General features: G+C 50.4%; 21 protein-coding genes. 18 read left to right on the plus strand and 3 right to left on the minus strand.

All coding sequences use genetic code 11. The annotated features are described in order from the left end of the window. The first annotated feature begins 45 nt into the window (after nucleotides 1-45). Nucleotides 46-1,956 carry an ATP-binding protein gene (locus ACAN56_RS15965; RefSeq protein ID WP_379144074.1) on the plus strand — a complete coding sequence of 637 codons (1,911 nt, stop codon included), beginning with the start codon at nucleotides 46-48 and terminating at the stop codon, nucleotides 1,954-1,956. An 18-nt stretch (nucleotides 1,957-1,974) separates the two neighbouring features. Here ACAN56_RS15965 and ACAN56_RS15970 read toward each other — a convergent pair whose 3' ends face one another. Both ACAN56_RS15970 and ACAN56_RS15975 read right to left on the minus strand, forming a co-directional pair. Next, the gene (locus ACAN56_RS15970; protein ID WP_038598665.1) at nucleotides 1,975-2,217 is read right to left on the minus strand and encodes an NHLP leader peptide family RiPP precursor; all 243 of its coding nucleotides are present in this window, start codon (nucleotides 2,215-2,217) and stop codon (nucleotides 1,975-1,977) included. A gap of 104 nt (nucleotides 2,218-2,321) precedes the next feature. Further along, nucleotides 2,322-3,257, minus strand: coding sequence for a hypothetical protein (locus ACAN56_RS15975; protein ID WP_038586471.1), 936 nt, complete (start codon nucleotides 3,255-3,257; stop codon nucleotides 2,322-2,324). A 169-nt stretch (nucleotides 3,258-3,426) separates the two neighbouring features. On the opposite strand from ACAN56_RS15975, the gene ACAN56_RS15980 reads away from it, so the two are divergent. Then, nucleotides 3,427-4,506 (plus strand): Gfo/Idh/MocA family protein, encoded by a 1,080-nt coding sequence (locus tag ACAN56_RS15980; protein ID WP_379144077.1) that lies wholly within the window; start codon nucleotides 3,427-3,429, stop codon nucleotides 4,504-4,506. An 80-nt stretch (nucleotides 4,507-4,586) separates the two neighbouring features. Here the strand turns inward: ACAN56_RS15980 and ACAN56_RS15985 are convergent, their stop codons facing one another. Next, nucleotides 4,587-6,518: a beta-N-acetylhexosaminidase gene (locus ACAN56_RS15985; protein ID WP_379144080.1), complete on the minus strand. Its 1,932-nt coding sequence runs from the start codon at nucleotides 6,516-6,518 to the stop codon at nucleotides 4,587-4,589. Nucleotides 6,519-7,656: 1,138 nt separating this feature from the next. On the opposite strand from ACAN56_RS15985, the gene ACAN56_RS15990 reads away from it, so the two are divergent. From ACAN56_RS15990 to ACAN56_RS16065, 16 genes are all read left to right on the plus strand, one after another. Further along, the gene (locus ACAN56_RS15990) at nucleotides 7,657-9,081 is read left to right on the plus strand and encodes a sensor histidine kinase (protein WP_231578377.1); all 1,425 of its coding nucleotides are present in this window, start codon (nucleotides 7,657-7,659) and stop codon (nucleotides 9,079-9,081) included. 23 nt (nucleotides 9,082-9,104) lie between these two features. After that, the gene (locus tag ACAN56_RS15995) at nucleotides 9,105-9,740 is read left to right on the plus strand and encodes a response regulator (RefSeq protein ID WP_038586479.1); all 636 of its coding nucleotides are present in this window, start codon (nucleotides 9,105-9,107) and stop codon (nucleotides 9,738-9,740) included. A gap of 409 nt (nucleotides 9,741-10,149) precedes the next feature. Further along, nucleotides 10,150-10,890, plus strand: coding sequence for a YveK family protein (locus tag ACAN56_RS16000; RefSeq protein ID WP_038586482.1), 741 nt, complete (start codon nucleotides 10,150-10,152; stop codon nucleotides 10,888-10,890). Next, a complete protein-coding gene (locus tag ACAN56_RS16005) occupies nucleotides 10,874-11,515 on the plus strand; it encodes a CpsD/CapB family tyrosine-protein kinase (protein WP_038586485.1) in 642 nt (213 codons plus the stop codon). Before ACAN56_RS16000 ends, ACAN56_RS16005 begins: the two co-directional genes overlap by 17 nt. A gap of 29 nt (nucleotides 11,516-11,544) precedes the next feature. Continuing rightward, entirely contained in the window at nucleotides 11,545-12,432 is an 888-nt protein-coding gene (gene galU / locus ACAN56_RS16010) for a UTP--glucose-1-phosphate uridylyltransferase GalU (protein ID WP_038586488.1), read from the plus strand. Between the two features lie 42 nt (nucleotides 12,433-12,474). Beyond that, the gene (locus ACAN56_RS16015; protein WP_038586491.1) at nucleotides 12,475-13,167 is read left to right on the plus strand and encodes a sugar transferase; all 693 of its coding nucleotides are present in this window, start codon (nucleotides 12,475-12,477) and stop codon (nucleotides 13,165-13,167) included. A 19-nt stretch (nucleotides 13,168-13,186) separates the two neighbouring features. After that, nucleotides 13,187-14,128 carry a glycosyltransferase gene (locus ACAN56_RS16020; RefSeq protein WP_256718070.1) on the plus strand — a complete coding sequence of 314 codons (942 nt, stop codon included), beginning with the start codon at nucleotides 13,187-13,189 and terminating at the stop codon, nucleotides 14,126-14,128. A 9-nt stretch (nucleotides 14,129-14,137) separates the two neighbouring features. After that, nucleotides 14,138-15,484, plus strand: coding sequence for an O-antigen ligase family protein (locus tag ACAN56_RS16025; protein ID WP_038586493.1), 1,347 nt, complete (start codon nucleotides 14,138-14,140; stop codon nucleotides 15,482-15,484). Further along, on the plus strand, nucleotides 15,481-16,254 hold the full coding sequence (locus ACAN56_RS16030) for a WecB/TagA/CpsF family glycosyltransferase (protein ID WP_038586496.1): 774 nt from the start codon (nucleotides 15,481-15,483) through the stop codon (nucleotides 16,252-16,254). The genes ACAN56_RS16025 and ACAN56_RS16030 overlap by 4 nt, the downstream gene beginning before the upstream one ends. A 40-nt stretch (nucleotides 16,255-16,294) precedes the next feature. Then, the gene (locus ACAN56_RS16035) at nucleotides 16,295-17,794 is read left to right on the plus strand and encodes an O-antigen ligase family protein (protein WP_038586499.1); all 1,500 of its coding nucleotides are present in this window, start codon (nucleotides 16,295-16,297) and stop codon (nucleotides 17,792-17,794) included. Continuing rightward, nucleotides 17,760-19,145, plus strand: a complete 1,386-nt coding sequence (locus ACAN56_RS16040) for an oligosaccharide flippase family protein (RefSeq protein WP_038586502.1) — start codon at nucleotides 17,760-17,762, stop codon at nucleotides 19,143-19,145. Before ACAN56_RS16035 ends, ACAN56_RS16040 begins: the two co-directional genes overlap by 35 nt. A gap of 273 nt (nucleotides 19,146-19,418) precedes the next feature. Further along, nucleotides 19,419-20,273, plus strand: coding sequence for a glycosyltransferase family 2 protein (locus ACAN56_RS16045; RefSeq protein ID WP_038586505.1), 855 nt, complete (start codon nucleotides 19,419-19,421; stop codon nucleotides 20,271-20,273). Beyond that, nucleotides 20,260-21,453: a glycosyltransferase family 4 protein gene (locus ACAN56_RS16050; protein WP_038586508.1), complete on the plus strand. Its 1,194-nt coding sequence runs from the start codon at nucleotides 20,260-20,262 to the stop codon at nucleotides 21,451-21,453. The genes ACAN56_RS16045 and ACAN56_RS16050 overlap by 14 nt, the downstream gene beginning before the upstream one ends. Continuing rightward, the gene (locus tag ACAN56_RS16055; RefSeq protein ID WP_038586511.1) at nucleotides 21,447-22,586 is read left to right on the plus strand and encodes a glycosyltransferase family 4 protein; all 1,140 of its coding nucleotides are present in this window, start codon (nucleotides 21,447-21,449) and stop codon (nucleotides 22,584-22,586) included. Before ACAN56_RS16050 ends, ACAN56_RS16055 begins: the two co-directional genes overlap by 7 nt. Before the next feature lie 98 nt (nucleotides 22,587-22,684). Next, nucleotides 22,685-23,785, plus strand: coding sequence for a glycosyltransferase (locus ACAN56_RS16060; protein ID WP_038586514.1), 1,101 nt, complete (start codon nucleotides 22,685-22,687; stop codon nucleotides 23,783-23,785). A 4-nt stretch (nucleotides 23,786-23,789) separates the two neighbouring features. Continuing rightward, entirely contained in the window at nucleotides 23,790-25,130 is a 1,341-nt protein-coding gene (locus tag ACAN56_RS16065) for a UDP-glucose dehydrogenase family protein (protein WP_379144088.1), read from the plus strand. Nucleotides 25,131-25,396 lie beyond the last annotated feature (266 nt).

Consider the following 25,396-nt stretch of genomic DNA (forward strand, 5'->3'; position numbering starts at 1 on the left):
GAACACTTTGTTTCTGAAACTTTCTTCTGAGGTGCTTACATGCGCTTGATCGTCAAAAGTTTACATATAGTAGCAGCATTTTTTTTACTTTTTATGATCTGCGGTTCGCTCACGGTATCAGCGGAAAGTCATTATGCTTCTAAAGAAATCACAAATTGGCAAATCAAATGGGGCAGCAAGGCGGGGGATACAGGACATCAAGTTCCTGTTTCCGATAAAGAAGAGTGGCTGAGCGCCGGCTCCGGCCAGAAAACACCGGAGCTTCCAGACGGAATCTCTTCTGTATGGACACGCATTTCGCTTCCGGAATTCAAATATGTCTCACCTGCAGTCTATATCGATACGTTATATGCACTGCATGTAAAAGTGTACATGGAGGATCGCCTCATCTTTGAAGCTGACCGCAGTTATATTAAGGATAATTATTCACTGCTCGTGCCCCTAAGCAGCGGGGACAACGGGAAGAATCTGTACATATGGACTGAAACGCTTAAGGATCGGATCGGTATCAAGGATCAAGTGATCATTGGGGAACACGGAGTTCTGATTAAGGACTATATCAAAAACGGGCTTATCGACGTTATTCTGGGCGGTGCCTTTTTGTTTGTGGCGATAGTCCTGTTTGTGTGCGCGTTTTATCTCAACAAGGATTACTTTTCGATAGCGGCCTCTTTATCTATCGTCATTGCCTCCACCGGAGTGCTGTCGATCACGTATTCCCCGTTTATTTATACCTTTTACAGCTATTTAGGTCCGGTGAGCATAGTCTTTCTGGATTTGGCGTTACTGTCGCTTCTGCCTGCGCTGACCTATCTGTTTGAGAAAATATTCGGCGGCGGAAGGTTTGGCATCATCCGTAAGTTCCGCAAATTCCAGACAGCATATTCTTTATTTTGCATCGTTTGTCTAGTGATCAATGGACTGTCGGATAACCGCTTTGTTGAACTGTACTATTTTATATCAGTCACTATCATCGGATTTCTAATGATCCTTCAATTCATTCTCCTCATTGCCTGTGTCATTATCTATTCTTTGAAGGGAAATAAGGATGCGATCATTTTTGCCATCGGCTTCGGAACTGCAGCCTTTACTGGAGTAGCCGAGCTGGTGTGGTATTATATCCGCCAAGGCAATTATGATCTGTTCTACTGGAAATGGGCGCTGGTTGTGTTCATTCTCTCGCTCATTATTATTCTCGGCCGCAGGCTGGCCCTGAACCATCAGCAGGTGGTCAAATATTCCCGGGAGCTGGAGCTGTTCAACAATGAACTGCAGCGTTCGGAAAAAATGGAGATTATCAGCGAGCTTGCTGCATCCGTAGCACATGAAGTCCGCAATCCGCTTCAGGTTACGCGAGGATTTTTGCAGCTGCTGATGGAGAAATCGAACGGAGATGAGCAGAGATTTCTGTTCATGGCCCTTAGCGAGCTGGACCGCGCAGCGAACATCATTACGGATTTCCTGACCTTTGCCAAACCGGAATTCGAGCAGGTCTCGATTCTTAATGTTCATGATGAATTCAAGCATATCGAGAGCATCCTGCTTCCGCTATGCCATTTGAACGGGGGCAAGATGGTGCTGGACGTGAAGGAACATTGTTGGGTGAAGGGCAACTCCTCCAAATTCAAGCAGGCTTTTATTAATATCATCAAGAATAGTATCGAGTCTCTCGGGGAGGAAGGGACCATTCATATGTCGGTATATGCCAAAGGGGACAGGGTGTATATTCATGTGAAGGATAACGGGGAGGGAATGGAACCGGGCGTATTGAACCGGCTTGGCGAGCCGTATTTCTCGAACAAGTCGAAGGGCACAGGCCTGGGACTTATGGTCACTTTCCGCATCATTGAGGCCATGAATGGTGAAGTCCGCATTATAAGCAAAAAAGGAGCAGGAACCGAATCCATCATCATTCTGCCGCTGGCAGAAGCTCCGGATGATTCCAACTCCTTATGAACTCTTAAACCTGTTGTTCTACCAAGAACCGAGTGTAGTAACGTCGGTCTTCAGTATGCCTGAAGATGGACTGGGAGGAATAACCAGATAGAACTCATTGGAGCCTTCCTCTACCGTCTTGAGCGTAATATGGTCGGGAAGATTGATGCCTAGTGCTTCTTTGAGGGCTGCTTTTGGGTCTGAGAGCAGCTTCTGCTTGAAACTTGGATCTTCCCATGCTTTCTGAATCACTTGATTTCTAAGAATTGCTTCTGACAAAATAATCACCCTTCCCCTGAATGGTTATATTTACCTCATGAGCATAACATAGGATTTTATATTAATCTATTGCTATTTCTATCATCATAATAGAGTTGCAGTGCTTATTATGTATTCCTATTTTTGGATAACCAGTAGCTGAGTCCTCCTCCCTGCAAAAGCTGTTTCTCTGCTTCGATAGCTGCTGCGATATGCTGGAGATTCTGGACCAGCACATGGTGGAAAGCTACCAGATGGGGAGCCTTCAGCCGGTATTCTGCGAGTTTGCTGTGGTTGGCGAGCGCTGTTTCAGCGTAGGACGCCAGCCCGCCTTCCGTAAAGATGAAATCTTTGACCTTCCCCGCTGTAAGCGGGCCTTGACCCTCCTGAAGCTGGCAACGGGCCAGAGACAGCAGGCAATTATAGCTGCCCTCCGCCAAATCCTGCTCCCAATCCTCGTAATCATCAAGCATTTGCAGTGTAATCAGTACCTTATGCAGCATCTCTTCCGAATCCGCAATTAGAAAAGCATGATCCGAAAGTAGCAGGACGGCTGTACTGCAGAGCTTAAGCGGACTGGCTTTGTGGGCAATTTTGACACGGTCGTTCAGGAAATAGTCACTGCTGGCCTCGCCTGCCACACTGTCTGCCCATTCAAAAAGATAACGTTTGAAATAGGACCAGAACGAGGAGTCCGGGGCGAAAAGAGGCCGGTAAATATGGAGAAATTCCACGTACAGCAGGTTGGCAAGCGGCAGCTGCTCTGCGGCGGTTGGCTCTTTGCTGTCCATCAGATCATCCTGCAGGAAGAAATAGAGCATAATTAAGACGTTCCCCAGCGACATCTGATGCACTTGCTCTGACGTAAGACCGTATTCTGAGCGCAGCCAGAACGGGAGTAAATAACATATGTAATTTTTGTGGCTTCCTGCTTTAAATACGTTAAACTGATGAAGATAGGCCAAACCTTGTGTACGAAGCGGTTCTGGAAATCCTGTGATGATGACACTGGCATCGCCAAATACCGCGCGGAGCTCCTCATCGTACTCATGAAGCCAATCCATAGGCTGCTCCCCTGTCAATATTTTATTTTTTTTAGAAAAAATGGGGTTATCCGTCATGATTATAGTCCTACTAACCTGGGATTTCAATGATAATTTATGGGGTGATATAGTAATGGAGTACTATAATTCATCTTATCCACGGATTGAGAATTGCTAAAGGGGGATGGACATGGAGAAGATTGTGTTTGGGCTGGCCGGCGGCGGCTGGCGGGCGGAGTTCTATCTGCGTATTGCCAAACAGCTGCCGGAACAATTCGCTGTGGGCGCCATGTTTGTGCGCAATAAGGAGAAAGCCTATGTCCTAAGCAGGGAGTGGGGAGTGAAGGTCTACACTTCAATTGAAGAGTTTATCTCAGCGGGTACTTATTCCTTTGCGGTAATTAGTCTGAAACGCGAGGTCAGCAAAGCGTATATCATCCGGCTGGCGGAAGCGGGTATTCCGGTGCTTGCGGAGACGCCGCCAGCGCCAGATCTGGAACAGTTGACGGAGCTATGGAATAGGGTGGGCCGTTCCGCCGTCATCCAGATTGCCGAGCAGTATCTGTTCCAGCCGATGCATGCGGCAAGAATCAAGCTGGCCGCTTCCGGCAGGCTTGGCACGATCAGCCAGGCCCAGGTATCGGCTGCACACGGATATCACGGAATCAGCCTCATCCGGCAGCTGCTGGGCATCGGCTTCGAGAATCCAATAATTCGTGCACAGAATTTTTGTTCTTCTATTATAAAGGGACCGCAGCGAAGCGGACCTCCGGTTGCCGAGGTGATGGTTCAGACGGGGCAGATGCTGGCCACTCTGGATTTTGGAACCCGGCTAGGTGTGTTCGATTTCAGCGGCGACCAGTATTTTTCATGGATCCGCGGCAACCGGATTTTGGTGCGCGGGGAGCGGGGGGAACTGTTGAACGATGAGGTGTCCTGGCTCCAGAGCTATGATACGCCGCTCTACTGCAAGCTGCGGCGGATGGATGCCGGGCATGGCGGAAACCTGGAGGGCTTTTATCTCAAAGGGATTATGGGAGACGGCGAATGGCTGTACCGGAATCCCTTTGCCCCGGCCCGGCTCACGGACGATGAAATTGCCATTGCAGAGAGCCTTGTCCGAATGCAGAGACATGTTCAAGGAGGACCTTCTTTCTACAGTTTGGCCGAAGGGTGCCAGGATCAGTATTTGGCACTGCTGCTGGAGCAGGCGGCGGCGAGCGGAGAAACGGTTACTTCCCATAGCCAGCCGTGGTCAGAGCAGGGCTGAAGCAGCAGATGTAATTCAAAAGCACGGCTGGGCGGAGATGTTTCCGCCTGCCGTGCTTTTTGGCATGTAATCGTACGAGCTTACAACGGCTGCGAACCGGATAGTTGTGCAGCTAATTGTGTATACTCGCCGCGCAGCCGGAGAAGTTTCGCGACACTCTTCTCCAAGCCGCCGAGCCGGTTGCGCCGGGTCCATAATTGCCGGTAATGATGCAGCAGGAGGTCGAGATCATGGATCTGGTGGTCCACCAGTGCCGGATCAATTCCGGCAGGTCCCGCAGCCAGCAGCTGTTTGATGCGGCCAAGCTGCACGGCATGTTTTACAAAATGAATGCCGTTCTCAAGCTCTTGGATGACAAGTTCGGCATCCGTGCATTCCAGCGCAAGATCTTCAAGCTGATCCTCAATACGGCTGATGTACTGCTCCAGATTATCGAAATGCTCAGCGGTGAGTTTATTTCCGATCCCGATATTGTACAGATTACTGCGCATCAGCATGGACATTTCTGAATCATTGGGGCGGGAAATGCCGGATTCAAGCTTGTAGTAATTTCCAAGATCGAGCAGCAATTGCCCAATCTTCTCCGAACGGTCGTGAAAGACCGAGGTATTCAGATATCCTGCAACATCGGCATCAAGATTGTTGTCGACATTCCAGGCCAGCGCAGCGCCGTAGACAAATCCGGCATAACTCACCGGAAGATGCTGCCAATGGCCGAAATCACCCCAGTCCGTAATGAGGTAGCCGATAGCCCCGTTGTTCTTGCCGTGTACAGCGGCGTTATGCAAGTTGGCGAGCATATTGCCGGTGCGTCCGGTAAGGGAATTCCAGGAGCTGGTTCCCGGGCAGACATAGAACGGGATTTGCGCTTCGCGGAATTTCAGGGTGTCCGCTTCGAACGGGTGGTCTGCGCTGTAACCCCATTCCATGGCAATAATATTTTTTGGCAGCTGGGGGATCAGCTCAGGATGCTGGATGATAATATCACCCCAGAACTGCATCGTTTTTCCCCGCTGTACAACGAGCTCATGAATCTTCTGCAGAAATGACAAGTAGAGCGTGCCTTTGCCTGCTGCATCTGCCGCGGCTTTGCTTTTGCCAAGTCCCAGTTCATAAGTCTCGTCGCAGCCAACGTTGAACTGATTCGAGGTGAAATAAGGAAGAAGGTCATCATACATTGTGCCCAGCAGCTCGAGTACTTTAGGGTCTTCAGTATCGAAGGTGCCCGGCTCCATGAAAAGCCCATCCGGATATAAATCACTGTCATACATATGGTCTGGCAGCATGAACCCCTCAGGACTTTCGGCCAGTGCGTTGAATTCCGGCCGGGTCAGCCATCCTTCCATATGGCCGAAGCTGTTCTGGTTGGGAACCAGCTCGATATAACGTTCGCGGCAGTAAGCATCGAGCAGCAGAATTTCTTCACCGGTTATAGGTGTTTCGAGCTCCCAAACCTGGGGGAACGACTCATAGGCAAAAGGAGAACCTTCTATATATAACTGTAGTTGGTTCAGCTTCAGATCGGCCATAAGATCAACGATCCGGTAAAGGGTTTCGAGTTTGGGCGTTTTGTTGCGGCTGATATCAATCATCAGTCCTCTTGCGGCAAAGTCCGGTTCATCCCGGATATGCAGACAGGGCATATTTCTGCCGGATTGTTCCAGAATCTGTTTCAGGGTTGCCACTGCATAATAGGCTCCTTCAGGAGAGCTGTAAGTAATGAAGATTCCATGCTCTTCGATGACAAGCTCATAACCTCCTGCAGGCAGCAGGCGGTTGTAGCTAAAGCTGCATGCGGAGGAAACGGCCGGACGTGTACCTACTGACAAAGGCAGGCTGAGCTGAAGAACTTGAGAAATGACAAGCTGAAGCTTACGGGCTGCCGGGAGAACGGAACGGTTCGCCTCACCGGAGAGAACAATGCTTGCTTTGGCCGGAAGGCGGAAGTAGCCTTCAGAGCGCGTGATTGTCCGTGGATGGGGAAGCAGCTGTAAAGTGCGAATTTCAGGCATAGTGTGGACACCTCTTATTCATGTAGAATATGATCATCTTCCTAACAACCATATCACTCCTAAACAGAGTAAGGAATGCAAAGTACGTCCAAGGTCATGGATTATATAATCAGTCCTTACCCAGTACAATACGTAGATCGCAAGGTGCCACGGTAGAGGGACTTTTGGCCTCATTCGCAAGTGGATTTGCTGCTAAACGGCTCCCTGCAGGCAAAGGTAATATGTGGTATCGTGCATTATAATGATCGTTTTTATTTCTTGGCAATTTTGGAGTATCTATATATAAGACGACATATTTCTTCTTTTGTTGCGGATGAATGTCGGATCATGCAGCTTTATGTTGACACTCACAAAAATTAAATGTTATTATCTAGATAATATTAGTAATTTTTGTGATAGTTCTTAAAGACTATGTTATGCCGGAGATGAAGCCATGAGGGAATTTTACTGCATCAGTTGCCGCAGTCTCCATAAGGTGGACGTACAAACAAACCGCTCCGTACGCATTTTGTCCACCGGGTATCATATCGTTGGCGAACAGCGCTATCAAATTTGTATCTGTAATCTAACTGAGTTGCATACATCCTTCCCAGCTGCAGCCGAATATAATGCGGAATGACTGGTCTAATGATGCATCTGATTCATATATCAGCCGAACAGCCTGTCCACTCAGCGGACAGGCTGTTTAACGTGCCTGTTCACCCATTTTTGAAAGTGAATACGCTATCTTTTGGAGATATGGATAACTCTGAGTGAAACTCCGAAAAAAAATGAATGATATTCTGTTATTTATTTGAAAAGAAAACGCTGTCAGTAAATAGTGAAACTTGTTATTGTGATTTTTCTCATGTATGATGCTTTTAACAAAGCTTAAATAAGCTCGAATTTTCCAAAAAATGGAGAATAGGGTGGTGGGATGAAAATCAAAACAACTGCGGAAGACAAGATGATAGCATTTTACAGATACTTTTCTTTGTCCCTCACATCTCTGATGTACCTCCTGGACCACACGGGACCTTCCGTAATTAATAAATCCCTTTTAATAATAATTTTGTTCTTATTTGCCCAACTATTCACTATGTATTACCGGAGGTTCCGGAATAAACCGCGTGTCCTTATGGCAGCTGTAAGTGTAGAAATGGCGGGTATTATTGCACTGACGCTGTTAACCGGTGCATATGACAGCTCCTTTAGACTGTATGTGCTTAACCCTGTGCTGATCGCTGCGGGTTCGTTATCCATCTATTTCGGATGGAGTTTGCTGCTTGGATACATTGGTATATTCGCAGTATTTTGTTATGTTTTTCTTAATTCTGCCGGAAAAACTTTAGCTGAAGCTGCATTGGCAAATGGCAACCTGTTTCTAGCACTGGTACTTACGGTTATAATTATGCAGATGGTTAACAGGATCAAGCGGCAGCGGGAAGAAGCAAACGCGCGGACCAATGAAACCATGGAGCACATTAAATCGCTCTATCATATCGTGGAAACATCAAGCCAGCATGACTTCATGAACATAGGCCAGGTTATTACGGATTATGTGGTAAAGCTTACCAAACTTGACAGAGCCTTGTTCTGGTTCGCCAAGAAGAGCGGTGAGCCTGCACCGCAGAGCCGGCAGACCGGCTGGCAGCAGGAAGAGGAACGTTTTCTTTTCTCGGAGCTGGAGAAGCATGAGCATGAATGGAGATTACAGCGCGAGCCTGTATTCAAGAGCCTGCCGGGGCTCGGAGATTTTTTGCTGATGCCGGTGAGAATGAGCACCCGCTTTGTTGGCATGATCGGCGTGAAGCTGGAGTCCTCGGAAGGCCTTGAAGGCCGCCGGTGGTATATCCAGCAGTTGATGTTTCTGTCGGAGCTTAGTGCAATTATTCTTGAACGCCATGAGCTGGGTGTCATCGAGAACCGGCTGATCATCACGAATGAGCAGAACCGGATTGCGGATGAAATGCATGACAGTGTCTCACAGAGTTTATTCGGCATCGTCTATGCCACTCACTCGCTAAAGCAGACCTGGCCGAAAATGTCTGATTCCGAGCTGGAGGAGCAGATAGAGCTTATCCATGATTCGGCGACCAAGGTGGCCAAGGAGCTGAGAATTACAATCTACAGTCTTAGCTCCAAGAAGAGCGGCGGTCCAACCTGGCTGGGTATGGTAAGGTCTCATCTGAAGAGCTTGTCCAGACTGAATGATGTGGAGATTGAACTAAAGATCACGGGTGATGACTTCAGTCTCCCGTATCCCTACCACAAGGCGCTTTTCCGGATTATCTCTGAAGCGACCGGCAATGCCATTCGTCATGGTGCGGCCAGCCGGGTGGATGTTGAACTGTCACTTAAGCCAAAATGGATAAGACTTTCCATAATCGATGATGGTGTAGGTTTTGATACGAGTCTGCTGTTGACGGAGTCTGAGGATAACACAGGCGGACTGGGGATGAAGAATATGCAATATCTGGCGCAGTCTCTTGGGGGCGATTTTCAATTGTCCAGCAGTGAGAATGCAGGCACAAAAATTTTAATTTCGATACCTGTCGGTGTGGCTGAATTAAAAAATGCATAAATTTTAGGCAGGAGGTCGTTCAAGTGAAAATCGTCATTGTTGATGATCATCCTTTGGTGAGAAGAGGATTGGCAGCTGTGATTTCAATGCAGCCCAATTTGCATTTTGCCGGCGAGGCAACGAATGGCCAAGAAGCTCTTCTTGTAATTGAGGAGACGCAGCCTGATCTTGTGCTGATTGATCTGAAGCTTGCCGATGAATCGGGACTGGACGTAATCAAAGCAGCACGTGCGCACGGTTTGACCAGCAAGTTTATTCTGCTGACCTCATCGGCAAGCCGGGAGGATTTCCTGAAGGCAGAAGAAGTGCTGGTTGATGGATATGTGCTGAAAGAAGCGCTGCCGGAGGAATTGCTGTTTGCGATTCAACTGGTCCATAAGGGCAGAAAGTATTATGACCCCGGCCTAATGGAAGATAAAATGCGGATGAGCGGCAGCAGTCCGACAGATGAATTGACACCGAAAGAGAAGGAAGTGCTGATTGAGCTGGGTCAGGGTGCCTGCAACAGGGAAATCGCCTCGCGCCTGTTCATCAGCGAATTTACGGTCAAAAAGCATGTGAGCCAAATTTTGGCGAAGCTACAGGTTGCTGACCGGACGCAGGCAGCATTGTATGCCAATGCAGTCGGGCTGACCAAATATGAAATGTCGTATGATTAAGATAAGCTATGATGGCTTAAAGAATGGAGCACGGACTTAGAGGTCCGTGTTTTTTTGTGCGAATTATTATTTTCCAGGTTCCGGACTGCAGATGAACCGGGATACTTTACACGTAAACGGCTGAGCCTTCCTTTTGAAAAGGGCGGTGAGGCCGTTTTTTCTTGGACGCTTTCCGCAAATTTGATGACTTGGTGTAGGGGTTCCTTCCATAAGTTGTTACAATTTACCAAGCGTATACTACTAAAGTATACCATAGAGGTACACTAAAGTGCCAATAGGACTCACACGAAAGTGAAGATTAAAGTGATGGTATGACCCATGTGGCAAGTCGTATGGATTGATAGAATAAAAGTAAGATATCTGAAACTTTCATGATTGCTTTCAGAATTAATGCGGAAGGAGGGTTACTGTGGAAAAGACGATTTTGGATTACATTAACCTGATAAAGAAAAGGTTATGGTTAATCATGGTGTTTGTATTAATCTCCTGCGCCACCACCTTCTACGTCAGCAAGAACTTCGTCGTACCCGTCTACTCCGCCTCCGGACAGCTGCTGGTCAATAATACCGCAAATGTACCCGAGAGCAACAATCTAAACAATCTAAACTTCAGCCTTAACCTCATCGAGAGCTATAAGGAAATCATGAAATCCCCCACGATTATGAAGAATGTTGTAGCGGATCACCCGGAATTCAATCTGACGGAAGACCAGCTGGCGTCTAAGCTGCAGGTGAAATCTTCAGAGAAAAGCTCGGTCATCAATATCAGCGTGCAGGACGAAAGCTACAGTAAAGCAGCTGGGATAGTAAACGCGGTTTCACAGTCGTTCATCCGCAGCTTGCCGACACTGATGAAGCTTGATAATGTAACATTCCTGACGCCTGCTGACCCAACCGATGTTCCCGGACCGATCAACGGTGGCGCCAACATGAATATCATCATCAGTTTTGTAGTTTCGCTGATGGCTGCAATAGGGATTATCCTGCTGATGGAAACACTCAATGGAACGCTCCGGAGTGAGAAGGAAGCCGAATTCGACCTGGGTCTGCCGGTCATTGCAAGCATTCCTGCCATCCGCAAACGTGATTTGGGTAAAGCAGCAAATGCTAATTCGAGAGTAGGGGAGGGCGCTTATGTTGCGGCTGAATAAAAGTTTGATCACGGACTTGAATCCGTCCTCGCATATCTCCGAATCCTTCCGCTCGCTGCGCACCTATATCCGCCAGCTGGGACTGCTTGGCGGAAATTCAGGAAAAGTGCTGCTCTTCACTTCAGCGGAAGGCGGAGAAGGCAAGACGACCATTCTGGCCAATCTGGCGGTTTCTTTCGTTCAGGATGGCAAGAGGGTTGCCGTTGTGGATTGCAACCTGAGACATCCCGGACTGCATTCCGTGTTTGAAGTGGAAGGCAGCCATGGGCTTGCCGCTTATCTGGGCGGCACTGAGGAAACCAAAGATGTCGCAGTTTACGGAAATTTGGCGAATCTGGCCGTGATCCCTGCCGGTATTACCGCTGTCAGTCCGCCGGATCTGCTGGGTAACGACAAAATGGCAGCTCTGCTGGAAGAGCTGAAAACAAGCTTCGATCTTATCCTGCTCGACTCGCCGCAGGCAGTGGAGTTCAGTGATGCAAGAATCCTGGCCCCGCTGACGGACGGTGTCATCATCGTGGCAAGGCACGGCAAATCGAAGCGTGAAGCGCTCCGCAAGCTGAAGACGCTCATGGATCAGACCGGAACCAAAATTCTTGGCATTGCCATGAATCATAGTAAATGAGCTCACAAAACTTTTAGGAGGTAAGTGCGATGAAAAAGGTAAAAAAGGTAATTATCCCTGCTGCTGGGCTAGGAACGCGCTTCCTTCCCGCGACGAAAGCAATGCCTAAGGAAATGCTGCCGATCATCAACAAGCCAACTATTCAATACATCGTAGAGGAAGCCATCGCTTCCGGTATCGAGGATATCATTATCGTTACCGGTAAAGGCAAACGTGCAATTGAGGACCATTTCGACAATGCGTTCGAACTGGAATCCCGGCTGCTGGAAGACGGCAAGCTGGAACTGCTTAAAGAAGTTCAGCGTTCCTCTAAAGTAGAAATACACTATATCCGCCAAAAGGAACCAAAGGGATTGGGCCATGCGGTTTGGTGCGCAAGACGTTTTATCGGAGACGAGCCCTTTGGCGTTATGCTCGGTGATGACATCGTAACCGGACAGGTTCCTTGCCTGAAGCAGCTGATCGACCAATATGAAGAAACACAGAACTCAGTGATTGGTGTTCAGGAAATTCCGGATGAATTCACTAACCGTTACGGGATTATTGAACCGGATTTGCAGGATGGAAGACTCTACCGGGTTAACAACTTCGTCGAGAAGCCGGCACTGGGTACAGCACCTTCCAATCTGGCCATTATGGGCCGTTATGTGTTCACTCCTAAGATCTTCAAATACCTGGACCTGCAGGAAAAAGGTGCTGGCGGCGAGATTCAGCTCACGGATGCGATCCAGAAGCTCAATCAAAGCGAGCGGGTATATGCCTATAACTTTGATGGTACGAGATACGATGTCGGCGAACGCCTTGGATATATTTTAACCACATTGGAATTTGCCCTGCAGAGTGAGGACTTGCGCTATCCGGTAATGGATGCCATGTCGGAATGGCTCAGCAAGGCCGGACAAACCACGCTTAGCTAAAAATGAGGAGAACCACAAAACCTTTAGGAGGAATGAGGAGAAATGAGCATGCAAAAACTGCCGGAAGACTATGAGGCCGTCCTGCCGAAACTTTACATGCTGCATGCCAAAGAAGGGAATAAAGGTATGGATTCCTATCTGGTGATGAAGCGGATTATCGACATTTTTTTCTCCGCTCTTGGCCTTCTCGTACTGCTGCCGCTATTCACTCTTGTTGCTGTCCTGATCAAGCTGGAGGATCCGAAAGGCAAAGTGTTCTTCCGGCAAACCCGGGTAGGCAAAGAAGAGAAGCTGTTCCCAATGTATAAGTTCAGATCTATGGTGTCTAATGCTGAAGAGCTGAAGGCGAATCTGATGGCTTATAACGAAGTGAGCGGCGCAATGTTCAAAATCAAGAATGATCCCCGGATTACACGGACGGGAAGATTTCTGCGCAAGACGAGCATTGATGAACTGCCTCAGCTCTGGAACGTGCTGATGGGCCATATGAGTCTGGTTGGCCCCCGTCCTCCGCTCGTTGAAGAGGTGGCGCAGTATTCGGAATACGACAAGCAGCGGCTCATAGTTACACCGGGCTGCACAGGTTATTGGCAGGTAAATGCCAGAAACAGCGTCGGCTTCGACGAGATGGTGCAGCTGGATTTAACCTACATCCAGATCCGGAGCACGATGCTGGATCTCAAAATCATTGCGAAAACCGCCCTGATGCTGCTCGGGTCCAAAAATGCTTATTAAAAATATGGAAATTGGGTGAATGCCGATGCTTGAATACGGAGATGTACCTAAGATTTCCATCATTATCTGCACCTATAACCGATCGGTTTTGCTAGTCAAAACCCTTCAATCGCTGCTGTCATTGGAGAATCTGCATCAGGCAGAGATCATCGTGGTGGATAACCACTCCAAGGATGATACGGCGTCCGTCACCAAACGTTTTATGGAGACGGAAGGAGCAGAGATGGATATCCGTTATCTTCTGGAACCGGTACAGGGGTTGTCGGCAGCCCGAAATACGGGGATTCTGGCTTCCAAGTCGCCAATCATTGCCTTTCTTGATGATGATGCGATTCCTTGCCGAACCTGGATAACAACGATTGTTGACAGTTTTGAACAACATCCGGAAGTGATGGCCATGGGCGGAAAAATCGCTCCGATCTTTGAAAGTAAGCGGCCTGAATGGCTCATTAAGCCATTTGAACTGCCTTACACGATTGTAGATCTGGGCGACCGGGTGAGGGAATATCCGAAACGGCTGCATCCCTGCGGAGCCAACATGGCTATGCGTAAGCTTGTATTTGACATCAGCCTGTTTCCTCTGGAGCTCGGAAGAAAGGGAGATTCACTTCTCTCCGGTGAAGAGACCTGGTTATTCGGTCAAATACAGGGAGAAGGACATTCCATTCTCTATCATCCTCAGATGGCGGTCGATCATTTCGTACCGGCAGGCCGTCTGACTGAAGATTGGATTATGAAAAGATATTACAGTCAAGGCATATCCAACGCTATGAAAAGCGAAGGTGTGAAGGGCAATCTGATCCTGCTGGTCAAGACGGCCGCCAAAGTAGTCTATATCATGGCGGATTCGATCCTCTCCAGAAGCAAGGGAAGAAAGCTTCTGAACAGATGCCGGCTGGAGAGTATTCGGGGAACTCTTCATATGATTTGGAACCGGAAGAGGCAATCTGCAGCGGGGTGAGGGAAGACAATGACTAATTTTGGGTGGGGCTCAAAAATCAACGCTTTGCCATACGGAATGCTCTACCTGGTGTCTGCCCTGTTCCTCGGAACAGCGGTCATTTACCAGCCGGCAATTGCGGTAGCTGCCGTACTCCTGATTATATTGCTGGTTGTCTCTCTCTCTCGTCCTGAACTGATCAGTTATTTCGTTCTGTTGACGACAGCGATCTCCATTAACTTCTTGTATAACGGCAGCATGTTCGGGATTGAAATTCTTTCCCTCTACAAGCTGGTTATCCTGATGCTTCTGGTGCCTTGCATTCTGGTCAACGGCCTGAAGTTCCGTCTCAGTCCTCCGCTCTGGGCCATGGTAGCACTGGTGTTCATCACCTTTGGCTTCTCGATCTGGCTGCCGGAGATGAGCTCATCCATTGCCATAAAAGCCTTTATCGGTCTGTCGCTTCCCTTCGTGTTTCTCCTGATCAACTGGAAGAAAGAAGTGGCTGAGAAGCAAATCCGCATCATCACTTTGCTGCCGCTGGTCAGCGTGCTGGCTGGAGTGGTGCTGCAGGCGGCTCATATCCATTCATTTCTCGATATCGAGTTCACGGGCGCTATACGGATACAGGGGGCGAACATTCCAGCGCATCTGGCTATGCTGGCTTTTATGGGAGTGGGCATCGCATTTATTGAGGTGAAACGGAGCCCGCAGCATATCAAGTTTTTCTACACCGTGCTGGCGCTGAACTTTCTAATCCTGATCGGAACAGGAACGCGGGGACCGATATTAGCCCTGGTTTTGATGGTTCTCTACTATTTTTACGACATTTCCCGTCAGTACTTAAAGGGGAGAACGCAATATCTGATTCCGCTGCTGTGCTCGTTTCTCCTGATTGTCTCGGCTGTCTATCTGCAGCTGGACAACATCAAGAAGCGCTCCTTCGAACGGACGACCGAAACGGGTGTTGATTTGTCGGGACGGGCGGAGGCCTGGGAATATTTCCTGCACAAAGCGGAGGATTCGCCCCTTGCGGGCAGAGGACTCGGCGCAGTGACTGTAGCCAATGACGGGTCGCTGTACAAAGGCTTTGTGGTTCCGCACAACGAGTACATCCGGTTTTATTTCGATGGAGGATATGTCGGCGCCATCCTGCTGTTGCTTTCCTTATTGGCTGTGTTTCTTCTGGTTTACAGAGCTTTGGCACCGCCGGTCAAACCTTACTATCTGCTCTTTATTGCAGCGTTCCTAATTTATTCTTTTTCCGACAACACGCTGTCGACGGTCCAATCCATTATTCCGTTCTGTTGGTACCTGAACTGCCTGTATCGATCTTCACAGCCAACCGATTCCCCACAAAAAGAAGTGATACGATGAACCAAGTGAATATGTTCGATGTCAATTTCGATAACTATGATTTCATGGATCTGCTTGAATACATTGACAAGACCATTAAGGAAAGGAATCAATCCTACATCCTGACCTGCAATGTCGATCATGTGATCAAGCTTCGCAAGGACAAAGAGTTTAGGGCGGTATATTCCGAAGCGGGTGCCGTAGTGGCGGATGGAATGCCGCTGATCTGGGCTTCGAAGATGCTGGGCAAGCCGCTGAAGCAGAAGGTCTCCGGATCAGATCTCTTCAGCCGCCTGGGTGACGCCTTCGAGCAAAGAAAGTACCGGCTGTTCTTTCTGGGCTCGGCGGAAGGTGTGCCAGAGCGGGCGACAAAGAATTTAAAGGCGGCTTATCCCGGCATGAACATTGTCGGCTGTTATTCTCCCTCCTACGGTTTTGAGCACAACGAGGAAGAGAATCAGCGTATTATCCAAATGCTGACCGAAACCCAGCCGGATATTGTATTCGTCGGTGTGGGCGCACCGAAGCAGGAGAAATGGATCTACCGGCATTACACCTCCTACCGGGCGCCGATTTCCATCGGCGTGGGAGCGACGTTTGATTTCCTCTCGGGCTCCGTCAAACGGGCGCCGGACTTTATGCAGAAAACAGGGCTTGAATGGTTCTGGCGGCTGAGCCAGGAACCGGGACGCCTGTGGAAAAGATATCTTGTAGATGATGCCCAGTTCCTGGTCCTGCTGCTTAAAGAGCTGCGCAAGCGGGATAAGATCAAGGGCGGGAGATTTGAGTAAACATACGAAATTTGGATGGCCATAGGGCGGAGGTGGGGAAATGAAGATGATGAGCCAGAATGAAAGCAACCTGACATTGCCATCCCTCACTTCGGTGAAGTCAGGCGTCATGATGACGCTGATCTGCGCTATGTGCCTGGGGCTTCCGCTGCTGATCGGCTTCGCCAGTGCGAAGCTCAGCTCTTCCAGCAGTCTGCAGGGGGTCATTCTGGCAGGGATTCTATTCCCCGCATTCCTGCTGGCGCTGCTGAAGCCGAAACACCTGATCGCCTATACTCTGCTGATCTGGGCGGTGGCCCCGGAGCTGCGGCGTATCGCCGACTGGTACGAAGGGGTCTACCACTCGGTATCCCTGCTCAGCCTGGCGCCTCTGCTGACGGGAGCAACACTTGCGATTCCGGTGCTGAAGGAAATCCACAGAATCCGGAAATCCTCTACGCGGATTATTCTGCTGTTCTCGGTAGCGTTGGCCTACGGCGCATTGATCGGTCTGGCGAAGAACGGCATAGGCTCGGTATACGATTTGGCTAACTACATCGTACCGCTGCTGCTGATTCCGTTCTTCGCGGTAACGCGTTTCAAGCCTAAGGATATTGACCGGCTGCTGTACGCTTTTGCCAATATTGCAGTCCTGGTGGCGATCTACGGCATCATCCAATATCTGACGGTTCCTCCCTGGGACGCTTTCTGGATGAGGAATGCGGATATGATGTCCATCGGAACACCGTATCCCTTGGAAATCCGCGTCTTTTCCACTCTGAATTCTCCCGGACCGGCGGCGACCTTCCTGGTATTCGCCCTCGTCCCGATGATTCTGGAGAAAAGATGGCAAGGCACGCTGCGCTGGATCGGTGTCCTGCTCGTTGTGGTCTGTCTGCTGACCACGCTGGTGCGTTCCGCCTGGCTGGTCCTGCTGGTTATGCTGCTGGTGTACATCGCCTCTTCTCCCTCCAAAGGGAAGTGGAAAACCCTGCTTCAGCTGGGATTTGTCGCCGTAGCGCTGATCTGGATCGTTCCCAAGCTGCCGGGAGCAGAGGGGCTGGTGGCCCGCATGGAGACACTTACCTCCGTACAGGAAGACCACTCCTATAATGAACGGCTCAGCTTATGGCAGAACATGCTGCCGATGGTAGCCGCTAATCCGGTTGGCCAGGGAATCGGCAGTGTAGGCCAAGGAACAAAGATTGGCAACGGCGGGGAGCTTGGAGAGTACGGCAACATGGACAACGGCGTTATCGCACTGCTGCTTACCTTTGGAGTACTGGGCGCCTTATTCTTCTTCGGCGCACTTGGGGCCGTCATTAAACAGATTGTGGTCAGAGTCACCAGCAAGGACAGTCTTCAGCCCTATGCCCGGCTATCGCTGGCAGCATGGATGGGGGCGGTAGTCAGCCTGGTGTCTGACAACGGATTCCCCGGACTCAAGGGATATCTGATATGGATGCTGATCGGCCTTGGGCTAAGCGCCAAAGAGATTATTGAGAGCAGAAAGAAGGGAACACCACATGCAGCAGTTGAACGCGAAATCACTTCCCACTAGCACAGTCTGGTCCTCGCTCAAGAAATTCACAAAGAGCAAGGACAACAGCTCGGCAGCCGTAAAAACCATGTTCGTCAGCGTGTTGATTCTGCTGGTTAACATGCTGACGGGTGTGCTGACTGCCCGCTATCTCGGGCCGACAGGCCGCGGGGAACAGACAGCTATGGTGAACTGGTCCCAGTTTCTGGCGTTCAGTATGAGCTTCGGTATTCCCTCGGCGCTGATCTACAATGCCAAGAAGAATCCGGATGAGGCCGGGGTGCTCTACCGGGTGGCGCTGATGATCGGCCTTGGGTTTGGCATGGTGGCCATGACAGTGGGAATCTTTGTCCTACCCTACTGGCTGGAATCCTTCAGTCCGGAGGTGGTGGTTTTTGCGCAATGGTCGATGATCCTGTGTCCGCTGATTGTGATCTCGCAGATTAACAACGCGGCATTTCAGTTCAGAGGGGATTACAAGACCTTTAACTGGATGCGTTATCTGGTTCCTCTGCTGACGCTGGCAGCCATTGGCGTTCTGATCCTCACGGATCATATGAATCCATTTACTACGGCACTGGCTTACTTGGTTCCATCCGTACCGCTGTTTATCGGAATGACAATCTTGCTGCTCCGCACCTACAGGGTGAAGCTGAAGGACGCATACCTGAATTTCAAAAGATTATTCACGTATGGCCTCGGCTCTTACGGAAATGACCTGCTCGGCCAATTCTCCGGCTATATCGACCAGATCATTATTGCCGGTCTGCTGCGGCCAGCCGATTTGGGACTGTATGCAGTAGCAGTGAGCTTGTCGCGGATGGTCAACTTCTTCTCGAACTCGATTACCGTGGTGCTTTTTCCAAAGGCCTCTGAGCTCTCGAAGGAGGAAGCGATCGCCCTTACCTTCAAAGCATTCCGGATCAGTACGACCTGCACCCTGCTCGGCGCGGTGTTCCTGATGCTGGTGGCCCCCTTCGTTATTCCGTTGCTGTACGGGAAGGATTTCAATACGGCGCTGACCGTATTCCGCCTGCTGCTGCTGGAAGTTACGATCAGCGGAGGCACACTGATTCTGGCTCAGGTCTTTATGGCGCTTGGCAAACCGAAATTCGTATCCATTCTTCAGGGAGTGGGCTTGATCCTGGTGATCCCGATGCTCTTCCTGCTGGTGCCGAAGTTCGGATTGTTCGGAGCAGGGGTGGCGATGTTGTCATCGGCTGTACTGCGGTTCTTGTTCATTATTCTCAATATTAAATACAACCTGAAGGTCAAGCTGCCGCGGCTGCTGATCAACGGGGACGACATTAAGTGGATGAAGACGACGATGAATTCCTATATTCATAAAAAACCCGCGGATACGAGCAGTTAGAGAGCAGAGGTACGATGCGAGCTGCTTAGCTGCTAAATAAACAAGGGACGGTGTGAGAGGAGTGGAGAGAAAGTTTGGAGCTGTAGAAGCGTTAGCGTTCGCCTAAAAGCTTTTCGTAGAAAAGCTCGCTTCGGAAGCATTAGCTGTTTTCTAATTTCAACCGCTAAACAGCGGTCCAATCAAAGAAATTAGAAAACAACAGCGATCGAAAGCCCAAACATTTCTCGTAATGACGACAACCACCGGACCATCAAAGCAAAGGAGGAAACCTTCATGGATTCAGTGACAAGCGTGCTTGGCGGCCCGGGGAGTTACCCGATATCTGCTGTCATCATTGCTCAGGATGACGAAATTCGAATATCCAAAGCAATTCAATCCTGCCGACTTTTCGCCGACGAGGTGGTTGTAATCGACGGAGGAAGCAAAGACGGGACGGTGCAATTGGCCGAAAGCCTGGATTGCCGGGTATACGTCAACCCATGGCCCGGATACGCGAAGCAAAGAGAATTCGGAGTGGAACGCGCCGTCCATGATTGGGTCTTCCTGATTGATACCGATGAAGTGGTCAGCGATGAGCTGGCCAAGGATATTCTTGAGCGCAAGCCGGCGCTGACGGACCGGGGTGTAGCTTACTCGCTATACCGGATCGGTGATTTTCTGGGCAGATGGCTGGATAAGGGCGAATATCTGGTACGGCTGTACAACCGCAAGGAGTACGGTATCCGCAACTCCCTGGTGCATGAAATGCCCGAGGTGTTGGAGGAACGGACGGTTCGCTTGAACGGAACGCTCTGGCATCAGGGCTTCCGCAGCATCAATGACCATGTAACCCGGTTTAATAAATACACCGACCTGGAAGCGCAGAGCGCTTATGCGAGCGGCAAGCCGTTTAAGCTGAGAAATCTGCTGTTGCGGCCGCCGGCACGGTTCCTGCAGAAATATTTTCTGCATGGTTTGTTCAAGAAAGGCATTGCAGGGTTCGCGGTATCCGTATTTTGGGTGATGTATGAATTCATGGTCGGCTTCAAGCATTACGAATTGAACAGCTCCGGCAAGCTGGCCCAGCACAACGCACAGGGGCAGGCCGAGAAAGAAAAGAAAGGGGAGAGAAGCTATGCCGTACAGTGACGGATTAAACATTATGACGACAGGCCTCAGTTGGCCTTCGTTACAGCCCGGCGGGCTTAACACTTATTTTAAATCCGTTTGCGAGCAGCTCTCCTCACGCAACCAGGTGCATGCGCTGATCTGCAGTCAGGAGACGCCGTCCACCTCGAAGGAACTGATTATTCATAACGCCGGAGATCCCAAGGAAACGATCTGGAAGCGTAAGGATGCTTTTCAGCGTAAAGCTGCAGATTTGATGGGCAGCGGGAGCGGGCGCATTGATATTCTATATACCCACTTCGCACCCTACGGCGTTGGGCCGGCGATGGAAGCGAAGAAGCGGGGGATTCCGGTGGTCATGACTTTTCATGGCCCATGGAATGAAGAGATGAAGATCGAAGGCCAGGGCATTAAACACAGGGTCAAAACAACGATTGCCAAATCTATTGAACGCAAGGCCTACAAACTGGCCGACCAGTTCATTGTACTTAGCGAGTATTTCCGCGATATGCTGCACAGTCTGCATGGTGTGCCGCTGCACAAAATCATCGTGATCCCGGGTGCAGCCAATGTGGAGCGGTTCATCCCTGCCAGCAACCGGCTGGCTGTCCGCCGGACGTTGAATTTGCCGGAGGGAGCAACGACGGTACTGACGGTCCGGCGGCTGATGAACCGGATGGGGCTGCTGCAGCTTTTGGAAGCCTGGAAGCAGGTATCCGAGCGGTTCCCGAACGCGATTCTGCTGATCGGAGGCAAAGGTCCGCTGCGCGGAGAGCTGGAAGAAAAAATCTCCGATTATGGTCTCAGTAACAAAGTCAGGCTGCTTGGCTACATTCCCGATCATGAACTGGCCTCCTACTACCAGGCTGCTGACATGTTCGTGGTTCCTTCACAGGCACTCGAGGGCTTTGGACTTATCACTGTTGAAGCACTGGCTTCCGGTCTTCCGGTTATGGCTACTCCGGTCGGAGGCAACAAAGAGATTCTGCAGGGCTTCCGTCCGGAGCTGCTGTTCAAGGGTTCGACCAGTGATGATATGGCGGAAGGCATGATTCATATGCTCAGCAACCGCAAGCTGCTTCCCGGCCGTGACGAATGCAGAAACCATGTGCTGGAGAAATACACCTGGCAGCATGTGGGCGATCAAGTGGAATCGGTATTCCTTCAAACATTGGGAAAGGGTGTGGCTGCAGGATGCTAAAAGTCGCTTATATTGATCACACCGCCAAGTGGAGCGGAGGAGAGGTTGCGCTGTTCAACATTCTCACCAACATCGGCAAAGAGATTCAGCCGCTGGTCATCCTGGCCGAAGAAGGGGCGCTGGCTGAACGTCTGCGCGAAAAAGGCATCGACGTCCGCATCATCCCGCTTGATGAGAGCATCCGCAGCCGCGGCAGAAATGCCGTCAATCTCGGCGCTCCGGCTGCGGCGTTCAAGCTGCTGGCTTACGGCCGCAAGCTGGCGCCGCTGCTCAAACAGGAAAAGGTGGATTGTGTGCACACCAACTCCCTGAAATCTGCCTTCTACGGTGCAGTTGCCGCGAAGAAAGCGGGAGTGCCGCTGATCTGGCATATCCGGGACCATATCGGTGCACCGTACCTGAAGCCGGTTGTCGCCAAGGCGATCCGGCTGCTGTCACGCCTGCTTCCCAATGGCGTGATTGCCAATTCCCATTCCACACTGAATGCGCTGGAGCTGCCGCGCTCGAAGAAGACACTGGTGGTCTACTCCGCTTTTGCCAAAGCAATCGGCGAGAGCATCGGCAGACGGGACCAGAAGGATTTCAACGTCCTGCTGGTGGGCCGGCTGGCGCACTGGAAAGGCCAGCATATCGTGCTGGAGGCTGCCAAAGCGTTCAAGGATGACAGCCGTGTCCAGTTCTGGCTGGCCGGTGATGCCTTGTTCGGGGAAGAGGAATATAAACAGGAATTAATTCAAAAGATGCAGCAGGATGGGCTTACCAACGTCAAACTGCTGGGTCATGTGGATGACATACAAGGCCTTATGAAAACTGCTGATTTGCTGATTCACACTTCGATTACCCCTGAGCCATTCGGCCAGGTTATTGTCGAAGGCATGGCGGCTGGACTGCCGGTAATCGCCTCCAATGAAGGCGGCCCGGTAGAGATTGTGGTTCCCGGTGTAACGGGACTGCTGATCCAGCCTGGAGACCCAGTCGTACTTGCAGATTCCATCACCTGGATGCTGAACCATCCCGAAGAGCGAAGAAGGATGGCGGAAAGTGGAATGAAGCGGGTAAAAGAGCATTTTGTCATCGAGAATACGGTCAAGGACATCGTCGCTTATTACAAAGGATTGCTCGCCGCAACCTGAGCTGTTTTTCCGGACAATGCTAAAGCTTAAGGGCACCGTTCCTTCCATGCATTCACTACTTGATGATGCTGCTCCATAAAACTTTGAGGATGATTTACATGAAAATTGCGATAGCGCACGATTACTTAATCCAAATGGGCGGAGCGGAAAGAGTTGTGGAGGTCTTCCACCACATGTATCCGGAGGCTCCGATCTTCACGACGGTTTTTAACGGAAGCCGCCTGACCGACAACCTCAAAGATGCGGATATCCGGGCCTCCTGGCTGCAGAAGATCCCGGGAGTGAAGGCCAATTTTAAAGGGGTACTGCCGCTTTATCCGATGGCCATTCGTGATTTGGACTTTAGCGGGTACGATATCGTCCTGAGCTCCAGCAGTGCTTTTATGAAAAGCATAAAGGTTCCCGAATCCACGTTTCATCTATGCTACTGTCATACGCCAATGCGCTTTGCCTGGGATTATGACACGTACATGGAGCGGCAATCGAATTCCGGACTGTTCAAAAGACTGCTCAAGGTCTATATGCAGCGGCTCAAGACCTGGGATCAGCGGACATCCAAAAATGTAAACCAGTTCGTGGCCAACTCTTCCGTAGTGAAGACGCGGATCCAGAACTATTACCATAGGGATGCCGATGTGATCTTCCCGCCGATCAATACAGCCCGCTTCACCAGTTCCAGCTCTATCGGCGACTATTACCTGATCGTCTCCCGGCTTGTATCCTACAAACGGATCGACCTGGCAGTGGAGGCTTTTAGCCGGAATGGCCTTAAGCTCTATATCGTCGGCGACGGGCCGGACCGTAAGCGTCTTGAAGGAATGGCCAAAGATAATGTTACTTTTCTGGGCCGGCTGGAGGATGAAGAGGTTACGGGCCTGATGTCGAAATGCCGGGCGTTTATTTTTCCGGGAGAAGAAGATTTCGGAATTACGCCCCTGGAGGCGAATGCCGCAGGAAGACCGGTCATTGCTTATCAGGCCGGAGGGGCGCTGGATACCATAGTTCCTTATGTCAATGGCGTATTCTTTCAGAATCAGGAAGTGGATGATCTGCTGAAGGCTATCCACGAAGTGGAGTCCTATGCGTGGGACATCAGCAAGATTATGGGGCATGCGCATAAATTCGATGAACAGACGTTTATGGTTCAGTTCAAGCAGTATGTGGAACAGGCCTACGTTAATTTTCTTAAAGGAGGATGATTATATGAAGCTGGCAGTAATCGGTACCGGCTATGTCGGTCTTGTATCTGGCGTATGTTTTACACTTAACGGGAATCATGTCATCTGCGTCGATAAGGATGAGGAGAAAATCAAAAAATTGAACCGGATGGAATCCCCCATCTATGAGCCGGGTATTGAGGCGCTGATCGAAATGAATCTCCGTGAGGGCAGATTATCCTTTTCGGCAGATCTGCAGGAATCGGTGCGCCTTTCTGATATCGTCATCCTCGCTGTAGGAACACCTTCCCTGCCGGGCGGCGAAGCAGATTTAACGTATATCGAGGGAGCAGCCACAGAAATTGCGCAAGCGATGGAAGGCTATAAAATCATCATGACCAAGTCGACCGTACCGGTTGGCACAAATGAGAAAATCCGCAATCTTATTGCTTCCCACACGAATCATCCCTTCGATATCGTCTCCGCTCCCGAATTCCTGCGTGAAGGCTCGGCGATCCGCGATACGCTTCATCCTGACCGGATTGTGATTGGTCTGGATAATCCGCTTTTGGAGCCAACGATGCGCCAGCTACATCAAGGCTTCACTGAAAATATCTTCGTAACGGATATCCGCAGTGCGGAAATGATTAAATATGCATCGAATGCTTTCCTGGCAACCAAAATCTCCTTTATCAACGAAATTGCCAACATCTGTGAAAAAGTGGGAGCTGATGTAACCGAAGTGGCGGAAGGCATGGGGATGGACCGGAGAATCGGCTCAAGCTTCCTGCAGGCCGGAATCGGTTATGGAGGCTCCTGTTTCCCGAAAGATACCAATGCGCTGATCCAGATCGCAGGTAACGTGGACTATGAGTTTAAGCTGCTGAAATCGGTGGTTGAGGTGAATAAAGGGCAGCGGTTTATGATTATTTCCAAACTTCATGAGTCGCTCGGCAGCCTGCGCGGCGCGGTTATCGGAATTTGGGGGTTGGCCTTCAAGCCGAATACCGATGATGTACGCGAGGCACCTGCCCGTGAAATCGTCGAAGCGCTGGTAGCGGAGGGAGCTACAGTGAAGCTCTATGATCCGATTGCCGCCGATAACTTCAAAATGCAATACGATCATCCGCAGCTCCGCTGGTGCGGCCTGCCGGAAGAGGCGGCAGAAGGCAGTGATGCCGTATGCTTGCTGACCGACTGGAGCCAGTTCAAGGATATCGACCTGCATCGCTTGGCGGGCAGTATGCGCCGCCAGGTTCTGATCGACGGCCGCAACGTCTACTCCAAGGAGCAGATCGAAGGCACCGGCTTGGAATACCATTCCGTCGGACGCCCGCAAATGGGCGGACTGAGCGGGTATTCGGCCAGCGTGGCTGGTGCGATCTAAGCTAACACCTTGCCTTTTACTGCCGTCAAACTAGCGGCAATGCCGGATCTTTAGCAGGGTGCTTCGCCTGTGGGTGCAAGCCGCGGGCGTGAATGTCTTGCTAGGGCGCATAGCCCAGCTGGAATCCATCTAAGTAAGCTGTTATGGAATGGAACGGAGAGGAATTTTGGAACTGTAGGAGCGAATGCGTCCGCCTTTGTCTGCGGATTTCCACCGCGGACAGCGGTATAAATCAAGAAATCTGCAGACAACAGCGGCCGAAAGTC

This window comes from Paenibacillus paludis, assembly GCF_042610515.1.
Lineage (GTDB): Bacteria > Bacillota > Bacilli > Paenibacillales > Paenibacillaceae > Paenibacillus_AQ.

Bases quoted from the DNA above. Each gene is read 5' to 3' on its own strand.
- ACAN56_RS15975 (WP_038586471.1), bottom strand. From the start codon at position 3,257: ATGGATTGGCTTCATGAGTACGATGAGGAGCTCCGCGCGGTATTTGGC.
- ACAN56_RS15980 (WP_379144077.1), top strand. From the start codon at position 3,427: ATGGAGAAGATTGTGTTTGGGCTGGCCGGCGGCGGCTGGCGGGCGGAG.
- ACAN56_RS15985 (WP_379144080.1), bottom strand. From the start codon at position 6,518: ATGCCTGAAATTCGCACTTTACAGCTGCTTCCCCATCCACGGACAATC.
- ACAN56_RS15990 (WP_231578377.1), top strand. From the start codon at position 7,657: ATGGCGGGTATTATTGCACTGACGCTGTTAACCGGTGCATATGACAGC.
- ACAN56_RS16005 (WP_038586485.1), top strand. From the start codon at position 10,874: ATGTTGCGGCTGAATAAAAGTTTGATCACGGACTTGAATCCGTCCTCG.
- galU (WP_038586488.1), top strand. From the start codon at position 11,545: ATGAAAAAGGTAAAAAAGGTAATTATCCCTGCTGCTGGGCTAGGAACG.
- ACAN56_RS16015 (WP_038586491.1), top strand. From the start codon at position 12,475: ATGAGCATGCAAAAACTGCCGGAAGACTATGAGGCCGTCCTGCCGAAA.
- ACAN56_RS16020 (WP_256718070.1), top strand. From the start codon at position 13,187: ATGCCGATGCTTGAATACGGAGATGTACCTAAGATTTCCATCATTATC.
- ACAN56_RS16025 (WP_038586493.1), top strand. From the start codon at position 14,138: ATGACTAATTTTGGGTGGGGCTCAAAAATCAACGCTTTGCCATACGGA.
- ACAN56_RS16030 (WP_038586496.1), top strand. From the start codon at position 15,481: ATGAACCAAGTGAATATGTTCGATGTCAATTTCGATAACTATGATTTC.
- ACAN56_RS16035 (WP_038586499.1), top strand. From the start codon at position 16,295: ATGAAGATGATGAGCCAGAATGAAAGCAACCTGACATTGCCATCCCTC.
- ACAN56_RS16040 (WP_038586502.1), top strand. From the start codon at position 17,760: ATGCAGCAGTTGAACGCGAAATCACTTCCCACTAGCACAGTCTGGTCC.
- ACAN56_RS16045 (WP_038586505.1), top strand. From the start codon at position 19,419: ATGGATTCAGTGACAAGCGTGCTTGGCGGCCCGGGGAGTTACCCGATA.
- ACAN56_RS16050 (WP_038586508.1), top strand. From the start codon at position 20,260: ATGCCGTACAGTGACGGATTAAACATTATGACGACAGGCCTCAGTTGG.
- ACAN56_RS16055 (WP_038586511.1), top strand. From the start codon at position 21,447: ATGCTAAAAGTCGCTTATATTGATCACACCGCCAAGTGGAGCGGAGGA.
- ACAN56_RS16060 (WP_038586514.1), top strand. From the start codon at position 22,685: ATGAAAATTGCGATAGCGCACGATTACTTAATCCAAATGGGCGGAGCG.
- ACAN56_RS16065 (WP_379144088.1), top strand. From the start codon at position 23,790: ATGAAGCTGGCAGTAATCGGTACCGGCTATGTCGGTCTTGTATCTGGC.